This is a genomic window from Mediterraneibacter butyricigenes (genome assembly GCF_003574295.1).
In the GTDB taxonomy this organism is placed as follows: domain Bacteria; phylum Bacillota; class Clostridia; order Lachnospirales; family Lachnospiraceae; genus Mediterraneibacter_A; species Mediterraneibacter_A butyricigenes.
The window spans coordinates 610,413-630,714 of the sequence record NZ_BHGK01000001.1; the positions used below are offsets into that span (position 1 = coordinate 610,413).

A 20,302-nucleotide genomic window follows, 5' to 3' on the forward strand; every position below is an offset into this window, starting at 1 on the left:
CAGAAGACAGACTTTTCTGTATTTCTTTGTCTCTTATTTCTTTTATTTCACCAACGTATAACGGTTTCTGCTGGGTGGATCTTTCGGATTATTCTGGGAATCATCCTTTGAATTATCCTCTGAATCTTCCCCCGGATCGTTTTCCGAACGATCCACTGAAGTTCCGTTTTCTTCCACCGTTGTCTCAGATCCGGGCGCTATCGCTGTGCTTTCTCCCATCGCATTTCCGAATCCGGCTGCATCTTCTTCCTTGTTGCCAGCCTCAGAATTTTCCTCAGCTTTTCTCTTTGCTTCCAGCTCTTCCTTTCTCTGGTTCTCCAGCTTATCCGCTTCTTTTGCCTCTTCCAGTTCAATTCCCTGGATCACCGGCTCTTCCTTCATAAGAATCCGGCTTCCCTTTTCTTCGGAGATCTCATTCTTTTCCGGTTCCGGGATTCCTTCCACTCTGCGGAAAATCTTCATAAATTCTTTGCCGGTAATGGTCTCACGCTCGATCAAGAAGGCTGCGATCTCATCCAGCGTCTGACGATGTTCAGTCAGAAGTTGTTTGGCGTGTTCATAAGCTTCCTTTAACATCCGCATCACTTCGGCATCGATCTCACTGGCTGTCGCCTCTCCACAGTTCATCACCGGTCTTCCGTCCAAGTAACGATGCTGTACCGATTCCAGTCCGACCAATCCAAACTTCTCGGACATTCCATATTGTGTAATCATGGCACGGGCAATCTTGGTTGCCTGTTCAATATCATTAGACGCTCCGGTTGTCACCGTCTCGAAGACGATTTCTTCTGCTGCACGGCCTGCCAGTGCTCCCACCAACATTGCTTCTAATTCTTTCCTGGTATTTAAGAATTTTTCTTCTTCCGGAGTCTGCATCACATAACCGAGGGCTCCCATCGTACGTGGTACAATGGTAATCTTCTGTACCGGTTCTGCATCCTTTTGCAATGCGGATACCAGTGCATGTCCCACTTCGTGGTAAGACACGATCTGACGCTCTTCCTTGCTCATGATCCGGTCTTTCTTTTCTTTTCCAACCAGAACCACTTCCACCGCCTCAAACAGATCCGACTGGCTGACCACCTGACGTCCGTTCTTTACGGCATTGATGGCTGCCTCATTGATCATATTGGCAAGATCGGATCCTACGGCTCCTGATGTGGCAAGCGCGATTGCTTCCAGATCCACCGTCTCGTCCATCTTCACATCTTTGGAATGAACTTTCAGGGTATCAATTCTTCCCTTCAGATCCGGTTTATCGACGATAATTCTCCGGTCAAATCTTCCCGGTCTTAACAAAGCCGGATCCAGTACTTCCGGACGGTTGGTCGCTGCCAGTAACAGCAAACCTTTGTTGGTATCAAATCCATCCATCTCTGCCAGCAACTGGTTCAGAGTCTGTTCTCTCTCGTCATTGCTTCCCATGGCATTGTCACGGCTCTTACCAATGGCATCAATCTCATCGATAAAGACGATACAAGGTGCCATGGACTGGGCCTGTTTAAACAGATCACGGACACGGGACGCTCCTACACCTACGTACATTTCCACAAAGGCTGAACCTGAAAGGGAGAAAAACGGCACCTGCGCTTCTCCTGCCACCGCCTTTGCCAGTAACGTTTTACCGGTACCCGGAGGCCCTACCAGGAGTGCTCCTTTCGGAAGCTTGGCTCCGATCCCCGTATATTTTCCCGGATTGTGCAGGAAATCCACCACTTCCTGAAGCGACTCTTTCGCCTCATCCTGTCCTGCTACATCCTGGAAGGTCACGCCGGTCTTCTTTTCCACATAGACCTTAGCGTTGCTCTTTCCGATCCCCATCATTCCGCCGCCTTTTGACATCCGGCGCATGACATAATTGATCACGATCACAAACAGTACGATCGGAAGAATCACCGTCACAAACATATCAAACAGCATCGACTGCGTCGTATCCGGGATCTCCTGTTCAAATTCCACTCCGGCATCGTAAAGCTTCTGGGACAGGGTATCATCCTGTACCACACCGGTATAATAATCTGGTTGCTTTTCATTCTTGTCCTGTTCATCAGAAGACACACTGTTCAACACTGAATCCAGAATACTCTGACTGGTCTCCGCTTTCTTTGCATCTTTGGATGTAATGTAGATCTTGGAAGTACCGATGGTAACTTTCTCCACCGACCCTTTCTCCACCATTTTCAGAAATTTATTATATGAAATCTCCTTGGGTGTTGTATCCTGCATCATCGAATACATCCCCAGCACCAGAAACGCGGCCATCAGTGTGGTGACCAGAATAATATGGAAGCTCTGCCGGTTCTGGTTCTTTTTGTTGTTGTCCTGATTATTCATCTTCTCCTCCTATGTCTCTGATACATCTTCCGGATTTTCAAATGAATCTTCTGTTGAAAATGTCAAATGAAACGATCAGAAAACGTATCATTATTATTATAAGTAGCCGCCTGTTAGAAATCAACTAAAAGATTATGAAAATATTGTAAACCGGGACGATTCTATGTATACTAGTAACTGTATGGATTGTCCGGATCATTTGCATATCCGGCAGAGGGAATTTACTGCAGAAGGGAAATAAAAATACAATGAAAATCGGATTTGATAACGAAAAATATCTGAACATGCAATCAGAACATATCCGGGAACGGATCAGCCATTTCGATAACAAACTTTATCTGGAATTCGGCGGAAAACTTTATGATGACTACCACGCTTCCAGAGTTCTGCCCGGTTTTGCCCCGGACAGCAAGCTTCGTATGCTCCGGCAGTTAAGCGATCAGGCAGAGATCGTCATCGTCATCAGTGCCAAAGACATCGATAAAAATAAAATCCGCGGAGATCTGGGCATCACCTATGATTCTGATGTGATCCGCCTGATGGACACCTACAAGGGATTCGGTCTCTACGTAGGAAGCGTCGTCATTACCCAGTTTTCCGGACAGGAAAGCGCACTTCTTTTCAAACAGCGTCTGGAAAATTTAGGGGTCAAAGTTTATATTCATTACAATATTCCTGGATATCCGTCCAACATTCCGCTGATCATCAGTGACGAAGGTTACGGAAAGAATGATTATATCGAAACCACAAGACCGTTGGTTGTCGTTACAGCACCGGGACCCGGAAGCGGAAAAATGGCGACCTGCCTGTCTCAGCTTTATCATGAACACAAACGTGGCATCCGCGCCGGTTATGCCAAATTCGAAACTTTCCCGATCTGGAATCTTCCTTTGAAGCATCCGGTCAATCTGGCTTATGAAGCTGCCACCGCAGACTTAAATGATGTCAATATGATCGACCCATTCCATCTGGAAGCTTACGGAGAAACCACCGTCAACTACAACCGTGATGTAGAGATCTTCCCGGTTCTCAACACCATGTTCGAACAGATTTACGGAGAGAGTCCTTATAAATCCCCGACCGATATGGGGGTCAACATGGCCGGAAACTGTATCTGTGACGATGCGGTCTGCCAGGAGGCTTCCCGTCAGGAAATCATCCGCCGCTACTATCAGGCACTGAACGACATTCTCACCGGAAAGCGTCCGGAAACTGACGCTCAAAAGATTGAGCTATTGATGAATCTGGAACACATTTCCACAGAAGAACGCAAGGTCGTATCCGCAGCACTGGCAAGAGAAGAGGAAACCCACGGCCCTGCTGCCGCTTTGGAACTTCCGGATGGCACCATCGTAACCGGAAAGACTTCCGACCTGCTCGGTCCATCCGCTGCGATCCTGTTAAATGCAGTAAAACAACTGGCAGGAATCCCACATGAGAGCCGTGTGATCTCACCGGAAGCCATCCGTCCGATCCAGGAACTGAAGGTCAACTATCTAAAAGGAAAGAATCCGCGTCTTCACACGGACGAAGTCCTGATTGCACTTTCCACCAGTGCTGCTCTGAATCCGGAAGCAAAGCTTGCCCTGGAGCAACTTCCAAAACTTTCCGGCTGTCAGATGCACACTTCTGTCATGCTTTCAGATGTAGACTTAAGACTCTTAAAACGACTTGGAATTCAACTGACCTGCGAAGCAAGATACGAGGGACAGGAGAAGTAAGGTATCAAAAAAGAAACGGGAAAGCGATTTTAATCAACTTTTCCGTTTCTTTTTATATCAAAATATGAGAGTTATAGGAATACAACTTTAACTCACGTTTTATCGCTCTTCTTTATGTTTCAGAGAAGCTTCCACAAATCCTTTAAACAGCGGATGCGGACGGTTCGGACGGGATTTCAGTTCCGGATGAGCCTGTGTTGCGATGAACCACGGATGTTCCGGGATCTCGATCATTTCTACGATCCGTTTATCCGGTGAAAGTCCGGACAACATCATTCCGTTTTTCTCAAGCACATCTCTGTAATCATTGTTGACTTCATAGCGGTGACGATGACGCTCGCTGATCTCCTCAGTTCCATAAAGCTTATATGCTTTGGATTCTTTATCCAATACACACGGATAAGCCCCCAGTCTTAAGGTTCCTCCGATATCCTCGATTCCGATCTGATCCGGCATGATATGAATCACCGGATGCGTGGTCTGTGGGTTCAATTCCATACTGTGTGCATCCCGATAACCAACCACATTTCTTGCAAACTCTACGATCGATAACTGCATTCCGAGACACAGTCCAAGGAATGGTACTTTATGTGTTCTCGCATAATGAATGGCCTCGATCTTTCCTTCGATTCCACGATCTCCGAATCCACCAGGTACCAGAATACCGTCTACATCCCCCAGCAGTTCTTCTGCATTTTCCGCTGTGACGGTTTCTGAATCAATCCATTTGATATTTACCGTTGTGTGACTGAAGATTCCTCCATGTTTCAGTGCTTCTACCACACTGATATAGGCATCGTGCAGCTGAATATATTTTCCAACCAAAGCTACTCTGACTTCCTGGGTCGGCTGTCTCAGGCAGTCTACCATCTCCGTCCATTCTTTCAGATCCGGTGTTGGACACTCCAGATTCAGACATTCACAGACAACGCCGGCCAGATTTTCTTTTTCCATTGCAAGCGGCGCTTCATATAAATATTCCACATCCAGATTCTGCAATACATGATTGGCCGGAATATTACAGAACAGAGAAATCTTATCTTTCATTCCGTCTGTCAGCGGATACTCAGACCGGCACACAATCACATCCGGCTGGATTCCCATTCCCTGAAGTTCTTTTACACTGGCCTGAGTTGGCTTGGTCTTCATCTCCTGAGACGCTCTCAGATAAGGAATCAGTGTGACATGAACCAGAATTGCATTTTCATGGCCCATATCATGCTGGAACTGACGAATCGCCTCCAGGAACGGCTGGCTTTCGATATCTCCTACGGTTCCTCCCACCTCGATAATTGCAATCTCCGTATCTTTTGCCGCCGGATTGCGGTAAAATCTGCTCTTAATCTCATTGGTAATATGTGGGATAACCTGTACAGTTCCTCCGCCAAAATCTCCACGACGCTCTTTCTGCAAGACACTCCAGTAAATCTTACCTGTGGTCACATTGGAATTCTTTGTCAGACTCTCATCGATAAATCTTTCATAGTGGCCAAGATCCAGATCGGTCTCTGCGCCGTCGTCTGTTACAAACACTTCTCCATGCTGTACCGGATTCATGGTTCCCGGGTCAATATTAATATAAGGATCAAATTTCTGCATCGTCACTGTATACCCTCTTGCTTTCAGCAGACGGCCAAGTGAAGCTGCCGTAATTCCCTTTCCAAGTCCTGAAACTACACCACCTGTAACAAATACGTATTTTACTGCCATTTTGTCCTCCCTCGTGAAACGAAGTTCTCTATGAATCATATATGTTTACTAAATATGAAGAATGTGCCGCAGCATATTCCCACGAAGCACATTTTGGTGCATGGGACATCTTTTCCTGTGCATCAAAAAATAATATAAAATTATACACCCTATCTTTTTAAAAGAAAAGTGTATATTGTCTTTTTTTCAAAATTTCGTTACAATTAAATTTAGTTTTTTATGATATGACATTTCATACTAATATTTGAGTTTCATTTTATTTTTTAAAGAAAAGAAAGGTTAAAAAGGCTGTATTTCATGCTTCAAATTCAAAACATCTGCAAACAGTATACCACCGGGAAACTGGTGCAGCACGCGCTGGACGACGTCAGTCTCAATCTGAGGGACAATGAATTCGTCGCTATCTTAGGCCCCAGCGGTTCCGGCAAGACCACACTGTTAAATATTATCGGCGGACTGGACCGCTACGACAGCGGTGATCTGATCATCAACGGAATCTCCACGAAAGAATATAAAGACCGGGACTGGGATTCTTACCGAAATCATACCATCGGTTTCGTATTCCAGAGTTATAACCTGATCCCCCACCAGACCATTTTATCCAATGTGGAACTGGCACTTACCATCTCGGGCGTCGACAAAAGCAAACGCCGCCAAATGGCTGTGGATGCTCTGACTCAGGTCGGACTGGGCGAACAGATTGAGAAACGTCCCAACCAGTTGTCCGGCGGACAGATGCAGCGTGTCGCTATTGCCCGCGCTCTGGTCAATGACCCGGATATCCTTCTTGCCGACGAGCCCACCGGAGCCCTGGACAGCGACACCAGTATTCAGGTCATGGATCTGTTAAAAGAAGTAGCCAAAGACCGCCTGGTGGTCATGGTTACCCACAATCCGGAGCTGGCTGAACAGTATGCTACCCGTATCGTCAATCTGCGGGACGGGAAAATCCGTTCCGACTCTGATCCCTACGAACCAGGCAAATCAGAAATCCTTCCGCCAAGACATGAAAACATGGGAAAATCTTCCATGTCCTTTCTCACGGCACTGGCACTGAGCTTTAACAACCTCCGTACCAAAAAGGCAAGAACCCTGCTAACTTCCTTTGCCGGTTCCATCGGAATCATCGGAATCGCACTGATTCTCGCCCTCTCCACCGGAGTCAACAACTATATCCAGACCATCGAAGAAGAAACTCTGTCCGAATATCCGCTGCAGATTGAAAGCACCGGTTTCGATCTTTCTTCTATGATGGTTTCCGCTTCCGGTGCCTCCGACAGCGGTAGCAATTCCGGTAAAAATAAGGATGAAAAGAAAGATCAGGTCAACGTTTTACAGATGGTGACCAATATGTTTTCCACTATGGACTCCAATGATCTAAAATCTTTAAAAAGCTATTTAGATGATAACAAAGCCATAAAAAAATATACAAAAGCAGTGGAATACTCTTATAATGTAGCCCCGCAGATTTACCGGATGATTTCTGATTCAGATTCCGCGACCACTTCCGGTTCTGACTCTGATGCAGATTCCGGCTCTGAGTCGAATTCAGAATCTGTATCAGAATCAACTTCCAATACTGACAAAAAAATTCGCCAGGTGCACCCGGATACCTCCTTCCAGTCACTGGGTCTTGGGTCTTCTACCGGCGCCAACAGCATGATGTCTTCTATGATGAGTACCGATGTATTCTTCCAGCTTCCGGAAGATTCCGCGCTCTATGAAAAACAATATGACATCAAAGCCGGAAGATGGCCGAAAAAATACAACGAGTGTGTCGTCGTTCTTTCTTCTGACGGAAGCATCAGCGACTTTATGTTGTATACACTGGGTCTTCGGGATAGCCGGGAACTGGATGATATGATCCGGCAGTTTATGAATGAAGAGCCGGTTACTACACCGGAAAATCTTGGGATCTATTCCTATGACGACATTTTAAACGCTAAATTCAAACTGATTCAGGCCTCCGACCGCTATCAGTATGATGCCCAGTATCAGGTGTGGCGCGATAAAAGCGAAGACAGCGAATACATGGAAAATCTGGTTGCAAATGGCGAAGATCTGAATATTGTCGGAATTGTTGCACCTTCCGAAGATGCAAAGGGTACCTTTCTGAACATGGGAATCTATTATCCCGCTTCTCTTACAAAACATGTGGTAGAAGAAGCAAAAAACAGTGAAATCGTCAAACAGCAGCTTGCAAACAGAAATACTAACATATTTACAAATGAACCCTTCGGAAGCGACAGTGAGGAAAACGGATTCAACATGGATTCTCTTTTCACCATTGATACCAATGCACTGACAAATTCCTTCACATTCGACGACCAGGCGCTTGCCGGTCTCGGAAATAATCTGGACCTGACTAACGCCTTCCAGATCGACGACGGAGCTCTGGATCTTTCCGGTCTTGTAAATATGGGGCAGATCGATCTGACGCTGCCCGAAATGCCGGGAATGGATCTTTCTTCCATCCTGGATGGAGTCCGGATCGACGCCACTCCGGAAAATGTAGCCGCTCTTTCCAAAAGCATGCTGGAAGGATATCAGAATTACTACGCAGGAAATACTGCCGCAGATTATGCCCATCTGACTGATTATTTCCTTGCTTATCTGAAAACCGATGAAGCCCGGGAAATCCTGAAAAACAATCTGAAAGACATTTTAAGTTCCAACGGAAATGTGACCACTTCTTCGGAGCAGTTGAAAAACCTTGTCGCTGACGTCATGTCTGGTTTCCAGAGCTTTGCCTCCGAAAAAGGTTACACCGATCCGGATCATTTTAATGACTATTTTCAGGAATATCTGGAAACCGCTCAGGCCCGTTCTGTATTGGATCGCTGGGCAGGCACAAATTTCCAGGTGGCAGATGACATCACCATCACCGATGCCCAGCTTCAGAAACTGGCCACTGAACTAGCCGCCGGCTATCAGGATTACGCCGCAAGAAATAACTATCCAAACCCGGCAAAAATGGGGGATTATTTCAGTGAATATCTGCAGACAGAAGACGCGGCCAACCGTCTGACAGAAGGCATTTCCAAAATGATCGATACCGATGCTTTAAAAACACAGTTGACCGCCGCCATCCAGCAATATATGAATACGGTCTTCCAACAGTACGGCGCTACTCTTTCCACTGCCTTAGAAGCTCAGATTTCTTCCGCCATGCAGCAGATCATGAATCAGCTGGCTTCCGGAATGGAACAGGTCATGACGCAGGCTTTCTCCCAATTAGGAGATCAGTTACAAAACGCTTTCCAGATTGACGGATCTGCATTTGCCAATGCATTTTCCATGAATATGACTGGAGACGATCTGGCCGAACTGATGTTATCCATGAACAGCTATCAGACCGCATCCTACGACAGTAACTTAAGCAAACTTGGCTACGTAGATTTTGCCGTTCCTGACAGCATAAACATTTACCCGAAAGATTTTGAAAGCAAAGAACATGTCGTATCCACTCTGGATGATTATAATAAGAAAATGGAAAAAGAGGGAAAAGATGATCAGGTTATCACCTATACCGATATGGTCGGAACTCTAATGTCCTCCGTTACGGATATCATTGATATCATCAGCTACGTTCTGATCGCATTTGTGGCGATTTCTCTGGTGGTTTCCTCCATCATGATCGGAGTTATCACTTACATCAGTGTTCTGGAACGAAAAAAAGAAATCGGAATCCTGCGCGCCATCGGAGCTTCCAAGCACAATATCTCCCAGGTCTTCAACGCAGAAACCTGTATCATCGGACTGGGGGCCGGTTTGCTCGGAATCGGAATTTCCCTGCTACTGTTGATCCCCGGAAATGCGCTGATCCATCACCTGGCTGACAACACTCAGGTCAACGCCGTCCTCCCGGTGGTTCCGGCAATCGTTCTAATCCTGCTCAGCGTCTTCCTGACACTGCTGGGTGGACTGATCCCGGCAAAAAAAGCGGCTAAAAGTGACCCAGTTGCAGCCCTGAGAAGTGAGTAAAATATAACTTGCCTTATGCATTCCTTTTGTGGAAGAATCAGGATAGATCATATACAGAAAGAAGGAAGTCTCATGAACCATACTTCTATAGATTTGGAATATCATCCAAAGAAAATAGCCGTACTCTTTCCCGGAGTCGGCTATCATACAGACAAGCCTCTGCTGTATTACAGCAAGAAGCTCGCGAAATATTTAGGGTTTGAAATCCTGGAAGTTGCTTATCCACCGCTGCCTTCCGGGATCAAAGGCTCTCCCGATAAAATGGAAGAAGCCTTTCTCCTGGCCCGGGCTCAGATAGAAGATCAACTGTCTTCCATCCCATTTGCCCGGTATGATTCCGTCGTCTTTCTATCCAAAAGCATCGGAACTGCCCTCGCGGCATCTTACGCCGGGGATCACGCCCTGCCTGCACAGCATGTTTACTATACACCGGTCGCAGCTTCCTTTCCGTTTATCAAAGAAACTTTAAAAAGCATCAGGCCTATTAAGGTGACAGCCCCTAAGGATGACACTTGTAGACCGAAACAGATTGGGTTTCATGGTACTGCAGATTCCTGGGCAGAGACCACTCAAATTCAGGCACTTGCCAAACAGATCAACCTGCCGTTGCATTTGATTCCGAATGCAGATCATTCCCTGGAAACCGGCGATGTTCTGAAAGATCTGGACATTTTAAAAGAGGTTATGACTCAGACGTTTCATTTTTTAAAGATGTGTTAGAAATTATAGGCGATAAACTGCGTAAAATCGTGCTTTTTGTCACTAACGTGTCGCTAACCGTTCACAATTATTATTTTTCACTCGTGCTTTTTAGCGTCGATTTTTCCCAGATTATTTCTTCACGATTTTGATCTGAATCGCCTCGATTCGCTTCTTCATTCCAACAGATCCGGTGGAAAATCCGGAAGATACCCATGTTGTCCAGCCAACTGTCTGAACGTGTGTCCGATACTGCAATTCATACCCTTCCGGAAGTCCTTCGATCTCCAGAATAAATGCTTCCAGTCTACGACCTTCCCCTTTGGATCCGATCAGAGTGTCTTTGCTTACATATCCCAGATCTTCCCATCCGGTTTTCTGTTCATGTACCTTTGCTTTTACTTTCAGGTCTGCTCCAAGCTTCTTTGCAGCATCTTCCAGATTCAACCAGAAGCCTTCCATTCTGAGACCATATCCGGTTGTTCCGGCTGTCTGACCGTCTCTTACTTCTGTGCAGTCCCCGATGGTCTGACAATGTGCTTTGTATTTTACGCCCATATCATTGATCGGATTGCCTGGCACCTGCTTACTCTTGGCAGAACTTCCACCGCCTTTGATTTCAGACGGGAAATCTCTGTATACCTCGTTCATGTCTACATTGCCAGAAATACCATTTACTTTTCCGTTGCTTGCATACTGCCAGATATCATACGTACCAGAAATTCCCTCTGGTTTCTTGGAGCTGTATCTTGCCACCCACTTCGTAAATCTATCCAGTTTGCTTCCGAGATACTTCTGCCACCAATACTGACCGGAATAGATACCGCACCAGTATCCGGCTGCCTCAATGATATCACCGAACACAATAGCATTCTGTGCTGCTACAGACTCCGTTCCTGCCTGTTCCAGATCGTAGTATACCGGATAACTCATTTTATCCTTATACGGGGCAACCAGTCTGAGGGCATGTGCTGCCTCGCTCTTAGCCTGTGTCACGGTCTTGGCATATGAATAGATATATACGCCCCACGGGATGCCAAGTCTGGTACATTCATCCGCATTACGTTTGAACTGCTTATCGTCCTGCGCTGCAATATTATCACCGTATCCGCATCGGATGATCGCTCCCTGAATTCCTGCCGCTTTCACTTTGTTCCAATCAATAGTTCCATTATGATAACTTACATCAATTATAACTTTTGCCATGCTGTCTCCTTTCTGTGCGATATTGCACATACAAAAAGAGAGCCAACATTTGACTCTCTAAAAAATGATTGATATTTATAAATATATATCATATAATGCAAATAGGAAGAGCAACCGCCCACAAGGGGTTGACCCATTTATGTAGAGTAGATTACCACCCTGAAACCGGTCAAAGTTTTAGAGGGTGGTTTTCTATTGCTTAATATATTATCTGATAAACGTAAATACGAATGTCAGCAATGCAAAAAGGAACATTCCGAAGGCCATCAGGTCTTTAAAATCAAAATGTTTCATCAGCACCACCCCCATTCTATGTAGAATAGAGGTCAGCCACCCTGCAACACGATTGCTCTAAATCTATCTTATCATTCTTTCTCTGTTACTTCAATTCTTATTCTTCTTTCCCTGCCTGCTTAATAATCTGGTTCACATATGTACTTAATCCAGCCGTCAAAATCCCCTGGACAATCGAGGTAAACACAGCCATCGCCATTTCCTGACCGTTTCCAATGGGACTGTTTGCCCACACCCAGATACCGCACAATGCAATGCCGCATCCTCCGAGCAGCAGCGGAATATTTTTATCTGCCACCGTCTGGGCTTTTTTCAACGCCATCCCGATAAAATACAATACTACCGCTACAACTACCAGTTCCGGTTTGATATAATTCATGATCTGTTCCATGTTGTTTTCCTACCTTTCTTTTTCTTTCTTTTTAAGATGCAGCTCTTCAATCTCGTGCATCATCTTCGTTATCATCCCATTGCCGCCCAATTCATGATACGCCTCGTACATTTCACAGAAATTCTGGTATGCATAGGACGGAATCTCTCCGATCTTCATGTACTTGTCGTGGTATTCAATAAGTTGAACCCTAAGCAGGAGCATTGTACCCTTGCTGTTGGCCAACCTTTCCTCTGCCTCCTTGGCGATGCGATCATTTCTTTCCTTGGCATCTGCGATCTTCTGTTTTTTCTGCTCCTGAAGTAGCCAAATTATGTACCCCATAATGGCAGTTAAAAAGATCGGCAGGGCAATGAGATAAGTTTGAAACAAAAACTCTTTCATTTTTCCAACCCTTTTCTTATTAAAATACACATAAAAATAAGACCGTAACCGGTCTTGCTCTAATCTCCATATGCTTTATCACTATTCCTTGGCTTCTTTTTCAGTAGCCTCTTCTACCGGCTCTGTACCCTCAGTCTCTGAACTCACTCCAGCCAGTTCTCCCATTCCAGAATCCACCAGAATGTCTTTCACCTTATTCTTTAAGAGTCTCGGTACCTGTGCGTAAGTCTTCTTTCCTAACATAATCTGCTGTGCCCATAACATTGCCATCATTTCTTTACCTCCTGAATTTTGAAATAATAAATATATGTTCGTTAATAAAGTTACCATTACTGATACACAACCTCGGACATTTCCAAAACGCACCCAAGCAAGGTATCGCTTGAACTCTGCAATTCAGATATTCCCTTTTTAAGTTGCTCATTTTCAGTCCGTAATGCTGAATTGCTTTCTTTCAGATCATCTGCCGTCTCCGTCAATTCTTTCACCATTGTTTCCAATCGCTCTGTCTTTTCTGCCGGAGTTTCTTCTGCCTTATACAAAACCACTCCCATAATTCCAGCTGAATACTTTACAATAGCTTCAAACTGCTGATACTTTTCGTATGTTCCAATCGTGGACATTCTTTCGCTTACAATCATTTTTGCCGTCTTGAATTCATCTGAAAAGATTTCTTTAAGCTTCTCCTCCGAACTCTGGATCACCTTGATCAGAAGCGCTCCATCAGTTTGTTCTTCTACGGACTGTACTTGCAGTTCCGAAGCATCATTAAACGTTATTTTCACTTATATCCCTCCCTACGCTACTACATAGTCACCAGAGATTACATAAACATTATTTGCTGACAACGGATCGCCTGCTGTTGTAATTAAAATCTCACCAGAAGCAACTCCTGTTGTTTTATCTACATATGCGCCTACCGCCGTACTTGACCCTTTGTATTTTGTGATAGCAAGTGCGGCTGCAAATTTAGGCTGTGGAAAACCTCTCAACATTACCCAGTAGTTTTTCGAACCTAGGTCAGATGTAATCTTTATTTTAAGCTGTATATGTGCCATTTTGTTTTGCACATAATATCCACCCTCTACCAAACTACATCTATTTGAATTAATGTTTATTCCGGTACTTATAAGTTGTCCTGTGCCATATGTTTGCCTACTCCACCCAAGCCATTTTCCATTTACATATGTGTTTACCCATGTTGCCGGGATATTTGTATTAACTGTCCATCCAGTGATTCTGACCATGACAATCGGACCAGTAACCCAAGAAACTTCTCTCACTCCGCACGCACAATCTGACGGAAGATTGGTAGTGCCAGAATTCCAATTTGCAACGAATGTGGTTTTATTATTTTCTCCGTTTGGATTATTCAAATCTACCAATAACGCATTGTTAGAAGTCCCTTTTTTCCATACATCGCTAAAACCAAACCCGACATTTATATCAACCCATGGTTGCCAAGCATTTGAATTATAGTTTCTGTAGGCCAATAACCTAGAACCAATGGTTGCATCTATATGAAACGTTATTTGCACTACTTTGCTGTAACATATAGTAACAACCCACATTCCACTTGAATACGGCGGTACATTTGTACATTTACTTATTTCACTAACAAAAACACCTGTTGGCATATCATTAAAATCACCAGAATAACTTTTTCGTGGAAGCATCGGGGTATAATTGCTTAATCCAGACACCTTTGAGACTAAACCAGGCACATCCGAAAGATTTCCGCCAAGAACAGAGAGCATTTTCATTACTCCAGTCACCTGGATCCCGTCAAGCTCTACCTTAAATACAGGACAATCATCAACCAGATCTCCATTCTGCAAATTTCCAACCGTATATTCCGGCACGGTCGGGCTCGATTCCGCCGGAGTTCCCTTCAGCACAACCCAATCGCAGGATTCAATTCCGGTTTCCTCATTTCTGGTATACCGGTTTACAACCAAGTCAATCCTCTTCATCCCCTGACTACCATTTTCAAGTTCAACCTCGTCATAGGTTCCGGTATCTACGCAGGATACATTTCCGTGATGGCATAACATACCACTTCGGATCTTCAATGCATTGTTCGACACCAGTTCCGGTTCCAGATTCTCTCCGCCTGCAATGATATAACTTTCATCACCAATGATTCCTTCCATAATCTGCCGGAACTGATGGCTGGTCACATGAGGTGATCCAGTCTTTCCGCTAATTATTTTCATCGTCATTTTCTCCTTCCAATTGATACTCTTTCGATTCCACGCCTGCCGTAACACTGTATACGATATTCTCAACCGGCTTTGATGCATACATTCCGGTCAGATAGTCTCGACCGCCTACGATGTCACCAATCGCTACATTAATTCCAAGTCGCTCCACATCCATACCAAATGTCTTTTTACTGCATACTTTCTGCAAGCGCTTATTTGCCTGGCTTTCCAGTTCGTCCGTTTCCGTCGATGTATTCTCATACACTTCTGTTATCTCATCCAGACCTTTGTAGTACTGCGTTTTCTTAATGGATCCATCCGGCCAGACATACAGGTGAAATACGTTTCTGTCTTGCATCTCACCTTTCCCGGTCACAATCAGATGATTCACGCCGTCTCTTTTATCTTCCATCGTGTAATTCAATCCAGAATCCTTTGACAGCTCTATCTGATCTGAATAATCTACCACCGGTACTGCCTGAACTAATACATATCCAGGAACCCCTCGTTCTCGTTTATGCTGAATGTCTAACCGATATCCTTTACTTTGCAGCATCTTATTAATACCGCTCAACAGTGTGCAATACCGGTCAAACTGGAAGTTCTTTACCGATACTCCGGTATTCTCTCCTGATACAACATACAGTCCGCCGAATTCCGGTTCAATCAATTCTTTCATAACTGCGTTCAACTCACCAGATACCACTTTGTAGTCACTACCGTCTGGCGGCGATATGATCTTGTGCTCCATTCTTCCTCGCCAGGTATATCCTTGCAATTCGATATAATCCAATGTTGTACTGGTTAAAACATTCCCTATAATTCCGCCGAACTCTGTGTCAGGAACATAAACCAGGTTTCCAAACATCATGTCCTCTGTCCAGTTGCATCTCGCAATCTTGACTGAGAATGTCTTATCATCCCCATTTACATCAAAACTGCAATTTGCATCCATTAAAGGATTGGATCCAATTTCCTTTTGAAGAGTTGCTAATATTACCATTTTGCTTCCCTCCGTTTTACGAAAATCGACAGATCTATACCAAATCCGCCAGACCAGTTTACCGCTACCATGCCCGACGGGATTTTTTCAAAGACAGAATAGTCATAGCCCCTGACGTCAAACAGATTTGCCGTTGTTCCATTCAGTAGATACTTTATGATCGTCTGCTCCATACTGTTGATAATCAGGTACTCCCCTCGTTCCAAAGTCGTAAAAACTTCATAAGGATATCCATTAATCAGTATTTTAGGATTGGTACAAGGACCATACACAACCATCTCAAAGTCCGACGGGATAATATGGTCAATCTCGAATGCGGCAGATCCTCGTTTCTCATTTGCAAAATCAAACGGAAAATCGAACGGAAAATCCAAACCATTCGCCGACGTAGGTTCATCCTGTGGGAAAAACTGTTTATTCAGGATTGTGATCCATGATAACTCCGGTGCCAGAAACGTAAGTTCTACCTCGGTATACACATAGCCTTTCCACCCTGTTTTCTTCGTCTTATAAATCTGACAGGGCAAAAATGTATCATTTACATATAAACGTCCATATTTTCCGGTTTCTGAATCCACGGAAATGATCTTATACAGCTTTTCCATGTTCTGAATGAACTCTTCTCTTTTTCCAAATACATCTAACGTAATTACCTTTTCATACCCTTCCTCTGTCGATTCCCATGTACTGTCAAACCAATCTGCTTCTACTGTGCGAAAAGGCGCCCTGGTCAACCAGAGCACCTCTCCCTTGCTGTTTTTATAATATGCTTTTATCATAATGCCGGCACCGCTCCTTTCGGCAATGGCTCATCTATCCTTTTGGTTCCAAGATAGATTGGCCGCTTTGCCATTCTATCTGCTGCTCTCATCTGGATTCTTTCCAGTCGATCATAATCAATCGGTTCATCGCCACCAAATCCAGGCCAGTTCTTTGTCTTTCCGACTGATGGATCCGTAGTCTTTGCTGACAATGCTACGTCTACGGATTTCTGCAGTCCTGATACCGCTTTCTGAACTCCTGTACTCATGGACTTAACTGGAATATTCTTCTCAAATCCAACACCCATACCAAGAGCCATCATCTTACCTACCTGGTCACGGAATACTCGGGATGGGGAATGAATACCAAGGAAGTTTTTTGCTGCATTCAATGCGTTCTTTGCTGCACTTTTCGCTGCTGACACAATAGATCCTGCCGCACCGGATAAACCGTGTGCAATTCCGCTTACGATATTCCGGCCTACGCTTCCCCAGTCAATAGATGTAAACGCATTCTTAATCTGGCTAATGATTGCCGGAATCTGCCCGATCAACTGTGGTATTGCCGACACCAGACCTTTTGCCAAAATCACAAGGATCTGAACACCGGCTGCTAAAATCTTCGGAAGATTTGAAAGAATAGTTGATGCAAGATTTCCAATAATAGTCGGTGCTTTACTGATCAGCACAGGCAAGGCATTCATAACTCCCTGTGCCAGTCCTTTCAACAGACTCATTCCGGCATTAATGATCTGCCCAATGTTTCCAAGAATCGAAGTCACCAGTGTTACGACCATAGATACCGCCGCTGGAATCAAAGCAGGTAACTGAGCTGCTACTCCCTCAATTAATGAAGTTACGATCTGTATTCCTCCGGTTATCACTGCCGGAAGATTTGCAGTAATTGCATTCAGCAAGTTGATTAGCAACTCCGCTCCCTTAGCAATCAATTCCGGGATAGCTGTTGTAATTCCATTGCAGAAACTTCTAACGACTGACGGACCTTTCGTCACCATCATTGCAATGATCTGGTCAATCTGTCCTCCAAATGCATTATACAAAAGACCCATACCAACCAGAACTATTCCAACTCCACCGGCCAGATTCATACATTTTAGAAAAGCCGGTACAAAGGATACTGCTTTTGCCAGAATTGGTTTAAATGCATTTCCGATAATCCCTGCATATCCTGAGATTTTCGTTCCGACATTACCAAGACTCTGCGCCACGGCTGATCCGACATTTTTCAGCGGAGCTGTAAATTTACTGATTGAACTGGAAACCGGTGCTGCCAAATTCGACAGTTGATTCTTTATTCCTTCGCCATAATAACCTACACGGTAGGTAACTTTCCCCAGTGCTCCACCGACCTTGTCTCCGAGCCCTTCAAACGGAGTCATCAATGAGTTTCCAAAGGTTTTGAACATTCCTCCGGCAGAATTCACGGCTGAAGCCGCACCCTTCACTTTTCCAGGAAGTCCCGTAATTGAGCCAGCTACTCCATCAATGATTCCGTTGAATCCTCCAACAGCTGTTTCAATCACGTTGATACCTTTTCCAAAGCCAATTATCCCAGGAACTGCTCCTGCCAAGAGGATTGCCATTTTACCAAGATTCATCAGTTCATCTGAAGACATATACTTCATTCTCGCTGCTAAATCTGCAATAGCATTGGTAAAGCTTTGTATCATTGGAACCTTATCACCGATTTCACGCACAAAACCTGCAAAACCATTTGATGCATAAGCTGCGTTCAAATCACTCAAGACATCTACCGCAGCTGCAACAGCCTCTTTCATCGGCTTTTCAAGAGATTCGTAGATAGATATTCCAAGACTCTCCAGACCGGATTTAAAAATGGTGATCTGTCCTGCCAGATTGTCCATCATGGTAGCCGCCATATCAGCTGCTGCGCCATTGCAATTTGCAATAGAATTGGTCAGGTTATTAAAGTCTGCATCAGAAGCATTTACGATTGCAAGCAATCCAGACATTGCTTCCTGGCCACCTAAAGCGGCAGCCATTTGAGCTTTCTGATCTTGTGTCAGTCCGGAGAATCCGCTTCGAAGATCTGTCATGATGGTATGCAACGATTTCATATTGCCAGACTCATCAGTCAGAGAAACCCCTAGCTGATCCATTGCTGTCCGCACTTCTTTTGTCGGTTTCGCCATTCGGGTAAAGATGCTTCGCAGAGAAGTACCGGCCTGGCTCGCCTTAATTCCGGAGTTAGCCATCAGCCCGATTGCTGTAGCACAATCCTCCGCAGAAAATCCAAGTGCTCCAGCTACCGGTGCTACATACTTAAATGTCTCACCCATTAACCCTACATTGGTGTTGGCGTTAGAACTTGCTCTTGCAAGTATATCTGCAAAATGAGTGGAATCTGCGGCTGACAATCCAAATGCTGTTAATGCATCGGTTACGATATCAGATGTCGTTGCAAGATCTTCTCCAGAAGCCGCTGCTAAATTCATAATACCCTCAATACCATTGAGCATATCAGTGGTTTTCCATCCAGCCATCGCCATATATTCCATTGCTTGTGCCGACTCTGTTGCCGAGAACTTCGTCTTTGCACCCATCTCTTTTGCCTTGCTGGTTAATGCTTCCAGGTCAGAACCAGTTGCTCCTGAAATAGCAGAAACCTTAGACATTTCCGCTTCAAATGTTGCTCCAACTTTTACAGCTGCTGCAATTCCCGTTCCGGCCGCTGTTACCACTCCGGTTAAAGCACCAGCCACTATTTTCAATCCGGATTTTCCAAGCTTACTGATGCCTTCGTTAAATCCCTTTTCGTTTATCTTTGTGTCAAAATTCAAATAGCCATCTGCCATACTATCACCCTTTCTGATAGCACGGCTCAATGGCTCACTTGTGCTTAAATCTTAATTTTTACTTCTCTCCTGCATTCTCGACAATTCAGGTATACTCCTGCACATTTTGCCGTATCATCATAGATCAACAACTTCTTTCCGCAGTAGGGACAACAATACCATTTTCTTTCTGTCGGAATGCCTATCTTTTTTATCATGCAAACATATCTCCAATATCATAATCGGACAGCTTTCTTTGATTCCTTTTCTTCAAAGCAATCGCTCTCTGAATCTTCTGGATCCGTTTCTTCTCGTTTTTATCTTTCACGGTACTCAGATCAATGCTCCTATACATGATTCGTTGCTTGATCTCTGTGTCCTCTGGTAGTCCAGCGAATAAAGCTTGAAACTCCCACCAATGCATATATGGGATTGTCTGAAGATTGATTCCATATACTTGCCGAAATGCGCTATATATACAATCTGCATCCTGCTCAAAAGAATAAACCTGCTTTTGAACAGGTCTTGGAACATCACTCTCTGCATTCTCTAGCTCATCCTCGAAGTCCCTTGCTGCAAGGAAATCTCCTAACGCATAAAGTGCCTCTTCCAGTTCTTCTGGAACACAGTCCGTGTACCACTGCAATAATAACTGACATTTGATCTGCCACGGTACATCCTCATCTTCTACCAATTGAACAAAACGGATCCATTCCCTAAAATCTGTTTCAATCGGATATTTGCGACCATTCACCTTCACTGTCTCGGGAAACTTCTCGAACAATATGTTCATGG

At 44.6% G+C, this 20,302-nt stretch carries 16 protein-coding genes; 3 read left to right on the forward strand and 13 right to left on the reverse strand.

Translation table 11 applies throughout. The features are described 5' to 3' along the window. Positions 1-42: 42 nt before the first annotated feature. The gene (ftsH, locus tag KGMB01110_RS02915) at positions 43-2,334 is read right to left on the reverse strand and encodes an ATP-dependent zinc metalloprotease FtsH (protein WP_243112645.1); all 2,292 of its coding nucleotides are present in this window, start codon (positions 2,332-2,334) and stop codon (positions 43-45) included. A 248-nt stretch (positions 2,335-2,582) separates the two neighbouring features. Here ftsH and KGMB01110_RS02920 point away from each other — a divergent pair, with 248 nt between their 5' ends. Next, on the forward strand, positions 2,583-4,055 hold the full coding sequence (locus KGMB01110_RS02920; protein WP_119297504.1) for a DUF1846 domain-containing protein: 1,473 nt from the start codon (positions 2,583-2,585) through the stop codon (positions 4,053-4,055). 99 nt (positions 4,056-4,154) lie between these two features. Here the strand turns inward: KGMB01110_RS02920 and KGMB01110_RS02925 are convergent, their stop codons facing one another. After that, on the reverse strand, positions 4,155-5,765 hold the full coding sequence (locus KGMB01110_RS02925) for a CTP synthase (protein ID WP_117603807.1): 1,611 nt from the start codon (positions 5,763-5,765) through the stop codon (positions 4,155-4,157). 297 nt (positions 5,766-6,062) lie between these two features. Here KGMB01110_RS02925 and KGMB01110_RS02930 point away from each other — a divergent pair, with 297 nt between their 5' ends. Together KGMB01110_RS02930 and KGMB01110_RS02935 are read left to right on the forward strand one after the other, a co-directional pair. Continuing rightward, positions 6,063-9,749 carry an ABC transporter ATP-binding protein/permease gene (locus KGMB01110_RS02930; RefSeq protein WP_119297505.1) on the forward strand — a complete coding sequence of 1,229 codons (3,687 nt, stop codon included), beginning with the start codon at positions 6,063-6,065 and terminating at the stop codon, positions 9,747-9,749. Between the two features lie 72 nt (positions 9,750-9,821). Next, entirely contained in the window at positions 9,822-10,469 is a 648-nt protein-coding gene (locus KGMB01110_RS02935) for an alpha/beta hydrolase (RefSeq protein ID WP_119297506.1), read from the forward strand. Positions 10,470-10,580: 111 nt separating this feature from the next. Here KGMB01110_RS02935 and KGMB01110_RS02940 read toward each other — a convergent pair whose 3' ends face one another. From KGMB01110_RS02940 to KGMB01110_RS02985, 11 genes are all read right to left on the reverse strand, one after another. Further along, complete coding sequence (locus tag KGMB01110_RS02940) at positions 10,581-11,654, reverse strand: GH25 family lysozyme (protein WP_170141683.1); 1,074 nt, start codon at positions 11,652-11,654, stop codon at positions 10,581-10,583. Positions 11,655-12,045: 391 nt separating this feature from the next. Further along, positions 12,046-12,339 carry a phage holin family protein gene (locus tag KGMB01110_RS02945; RefSeq protein ID WP_119297508.1) on the reverse strand — a complete coding sequence of 98 codons (294 nt, stop codon included), beginning with the start codon at positions 12,337-12,339 and terminating at the stop codon, positions 12,046-12,048. A 9-nt stretch (positions 12,340-12,348) separates the two neighbouring features. Continuing rightward, on the reverse strand, positions 12,349-12,723 hold the full coding sequence (locus tag KGMB01110_RS02950) for a hypothetical protein (RefSeq protein ID WP_119299055.1): 375 nt from the start codon (positions 12,721-12,723) through the stop codon (positions 12,349-12,351). A gap of 81 nt (positions 12,724-12,804) precedes the next feature. Beyond that, the gene (locus KGMB01110_RS02955; RefSeq protein WP_170141663.1) at positions 12,805-12,996 is read right to left on the reverse strand and encodes a CD1375 family protein; all 192 of its coding nucleotides are present in this window, start codon (positions 12,994-12,996) and stop codon (positions 12,805-12,807) included. 56 nt (positions 12,997-13,052) lie between these two features. Next, on the reverse strand, positions 13,053-13,508 hold the full coding sequence (locus tag KGMB01110_RS02960) for a hypothetical protein (protein ID WP_119297510.1): 456 nt from the start codon (positions 13,506-13,508) through the stop codon (positions 13,053-13,055). A gap of 12 nt (positions 13,509-13,520) precedes the next feature. Continuing rightward, the gene (locus KGMB01110_RS15145; protein ID WP_174714244.1) at positions 13,521-14,939 is read right to left on the reverse strand and encodes a hypothetical protein; all 1,419 of its coding nucleotides are present in this window, start codon (positions 14,937-14,939) and stop codon (positions 13,521-13,523) included. After that, a complete protein-coding gene (locus tag KGMB01110_RS02970; protein ID WP_119297511.1) occupies positions 14,926-15,930 on the reverse strand; it encodes a Gp37-like protein in 1,005 nt (334 codons plus the stop codon). Before KGMB01110_RS02970 ends, KGMB01110_RS15145 begins: the two co-directional genes overlap by 14 nt. Beyond that, a complete protein-coding gene (locus KGMB01110_RS02975; protein ID WP_119297512.1) occupies positions 15,924-16,709 on the reverse strand; it encodes a hypothetical protein in 786 nt (261 codons plus the stop codon). The genes KGMB01110_RS02970 and KGMB01110_RS02975 overlap by 7 nt, the downstream gene beginning before the upstream one ends. Further along, positions 16,706-19,528, reverse strand: a complete 2,823-nt coding sequence (locus KGMB01110_RS02980; RefSeq protein WP_119297513.1) for a phage tail tape measure protein — start codon at positions 19,526-19,528, stop codon at positions 16,706-16,708. Before KGMB01110_RS02980 ends, KGMB01110_RS02975 begins: the two co-directional genes overlap by 4 nt. Positions 19,529-19,572: 44 nt before the next feature. Continuing rightward, the gene (locus tag KGMB01110_RS15010; protein WP_170141684.1) at positions 19,573-19,725 is read right to left on the reverse strand and encodes a hypothetical protein; all 153 of its coding nucleotides are present in this window, start codon (positions 19,723-19,725) and stop codon (positions 19,573-19,575) included. Continuing rightward, on the reverse strand, positions 19,722-20,300 hold the full coding sequence (locus KGMB01110_RS02985) for a bacteriophage Gp15 family protein (RefSeq protein WP_119299057.1): 579 nt from the start codon (positions 20,298-20,300) through the stop codon (positions 19,722-19,724). The genes KGMB01110_RS15010 and KGMB01110_RS02985 overlap by 4 nt, the downstream gene beginning before the upstream one ends. Between the last annotated feature and the right edge of the window lie 2 nt (positions 20,301-20,302).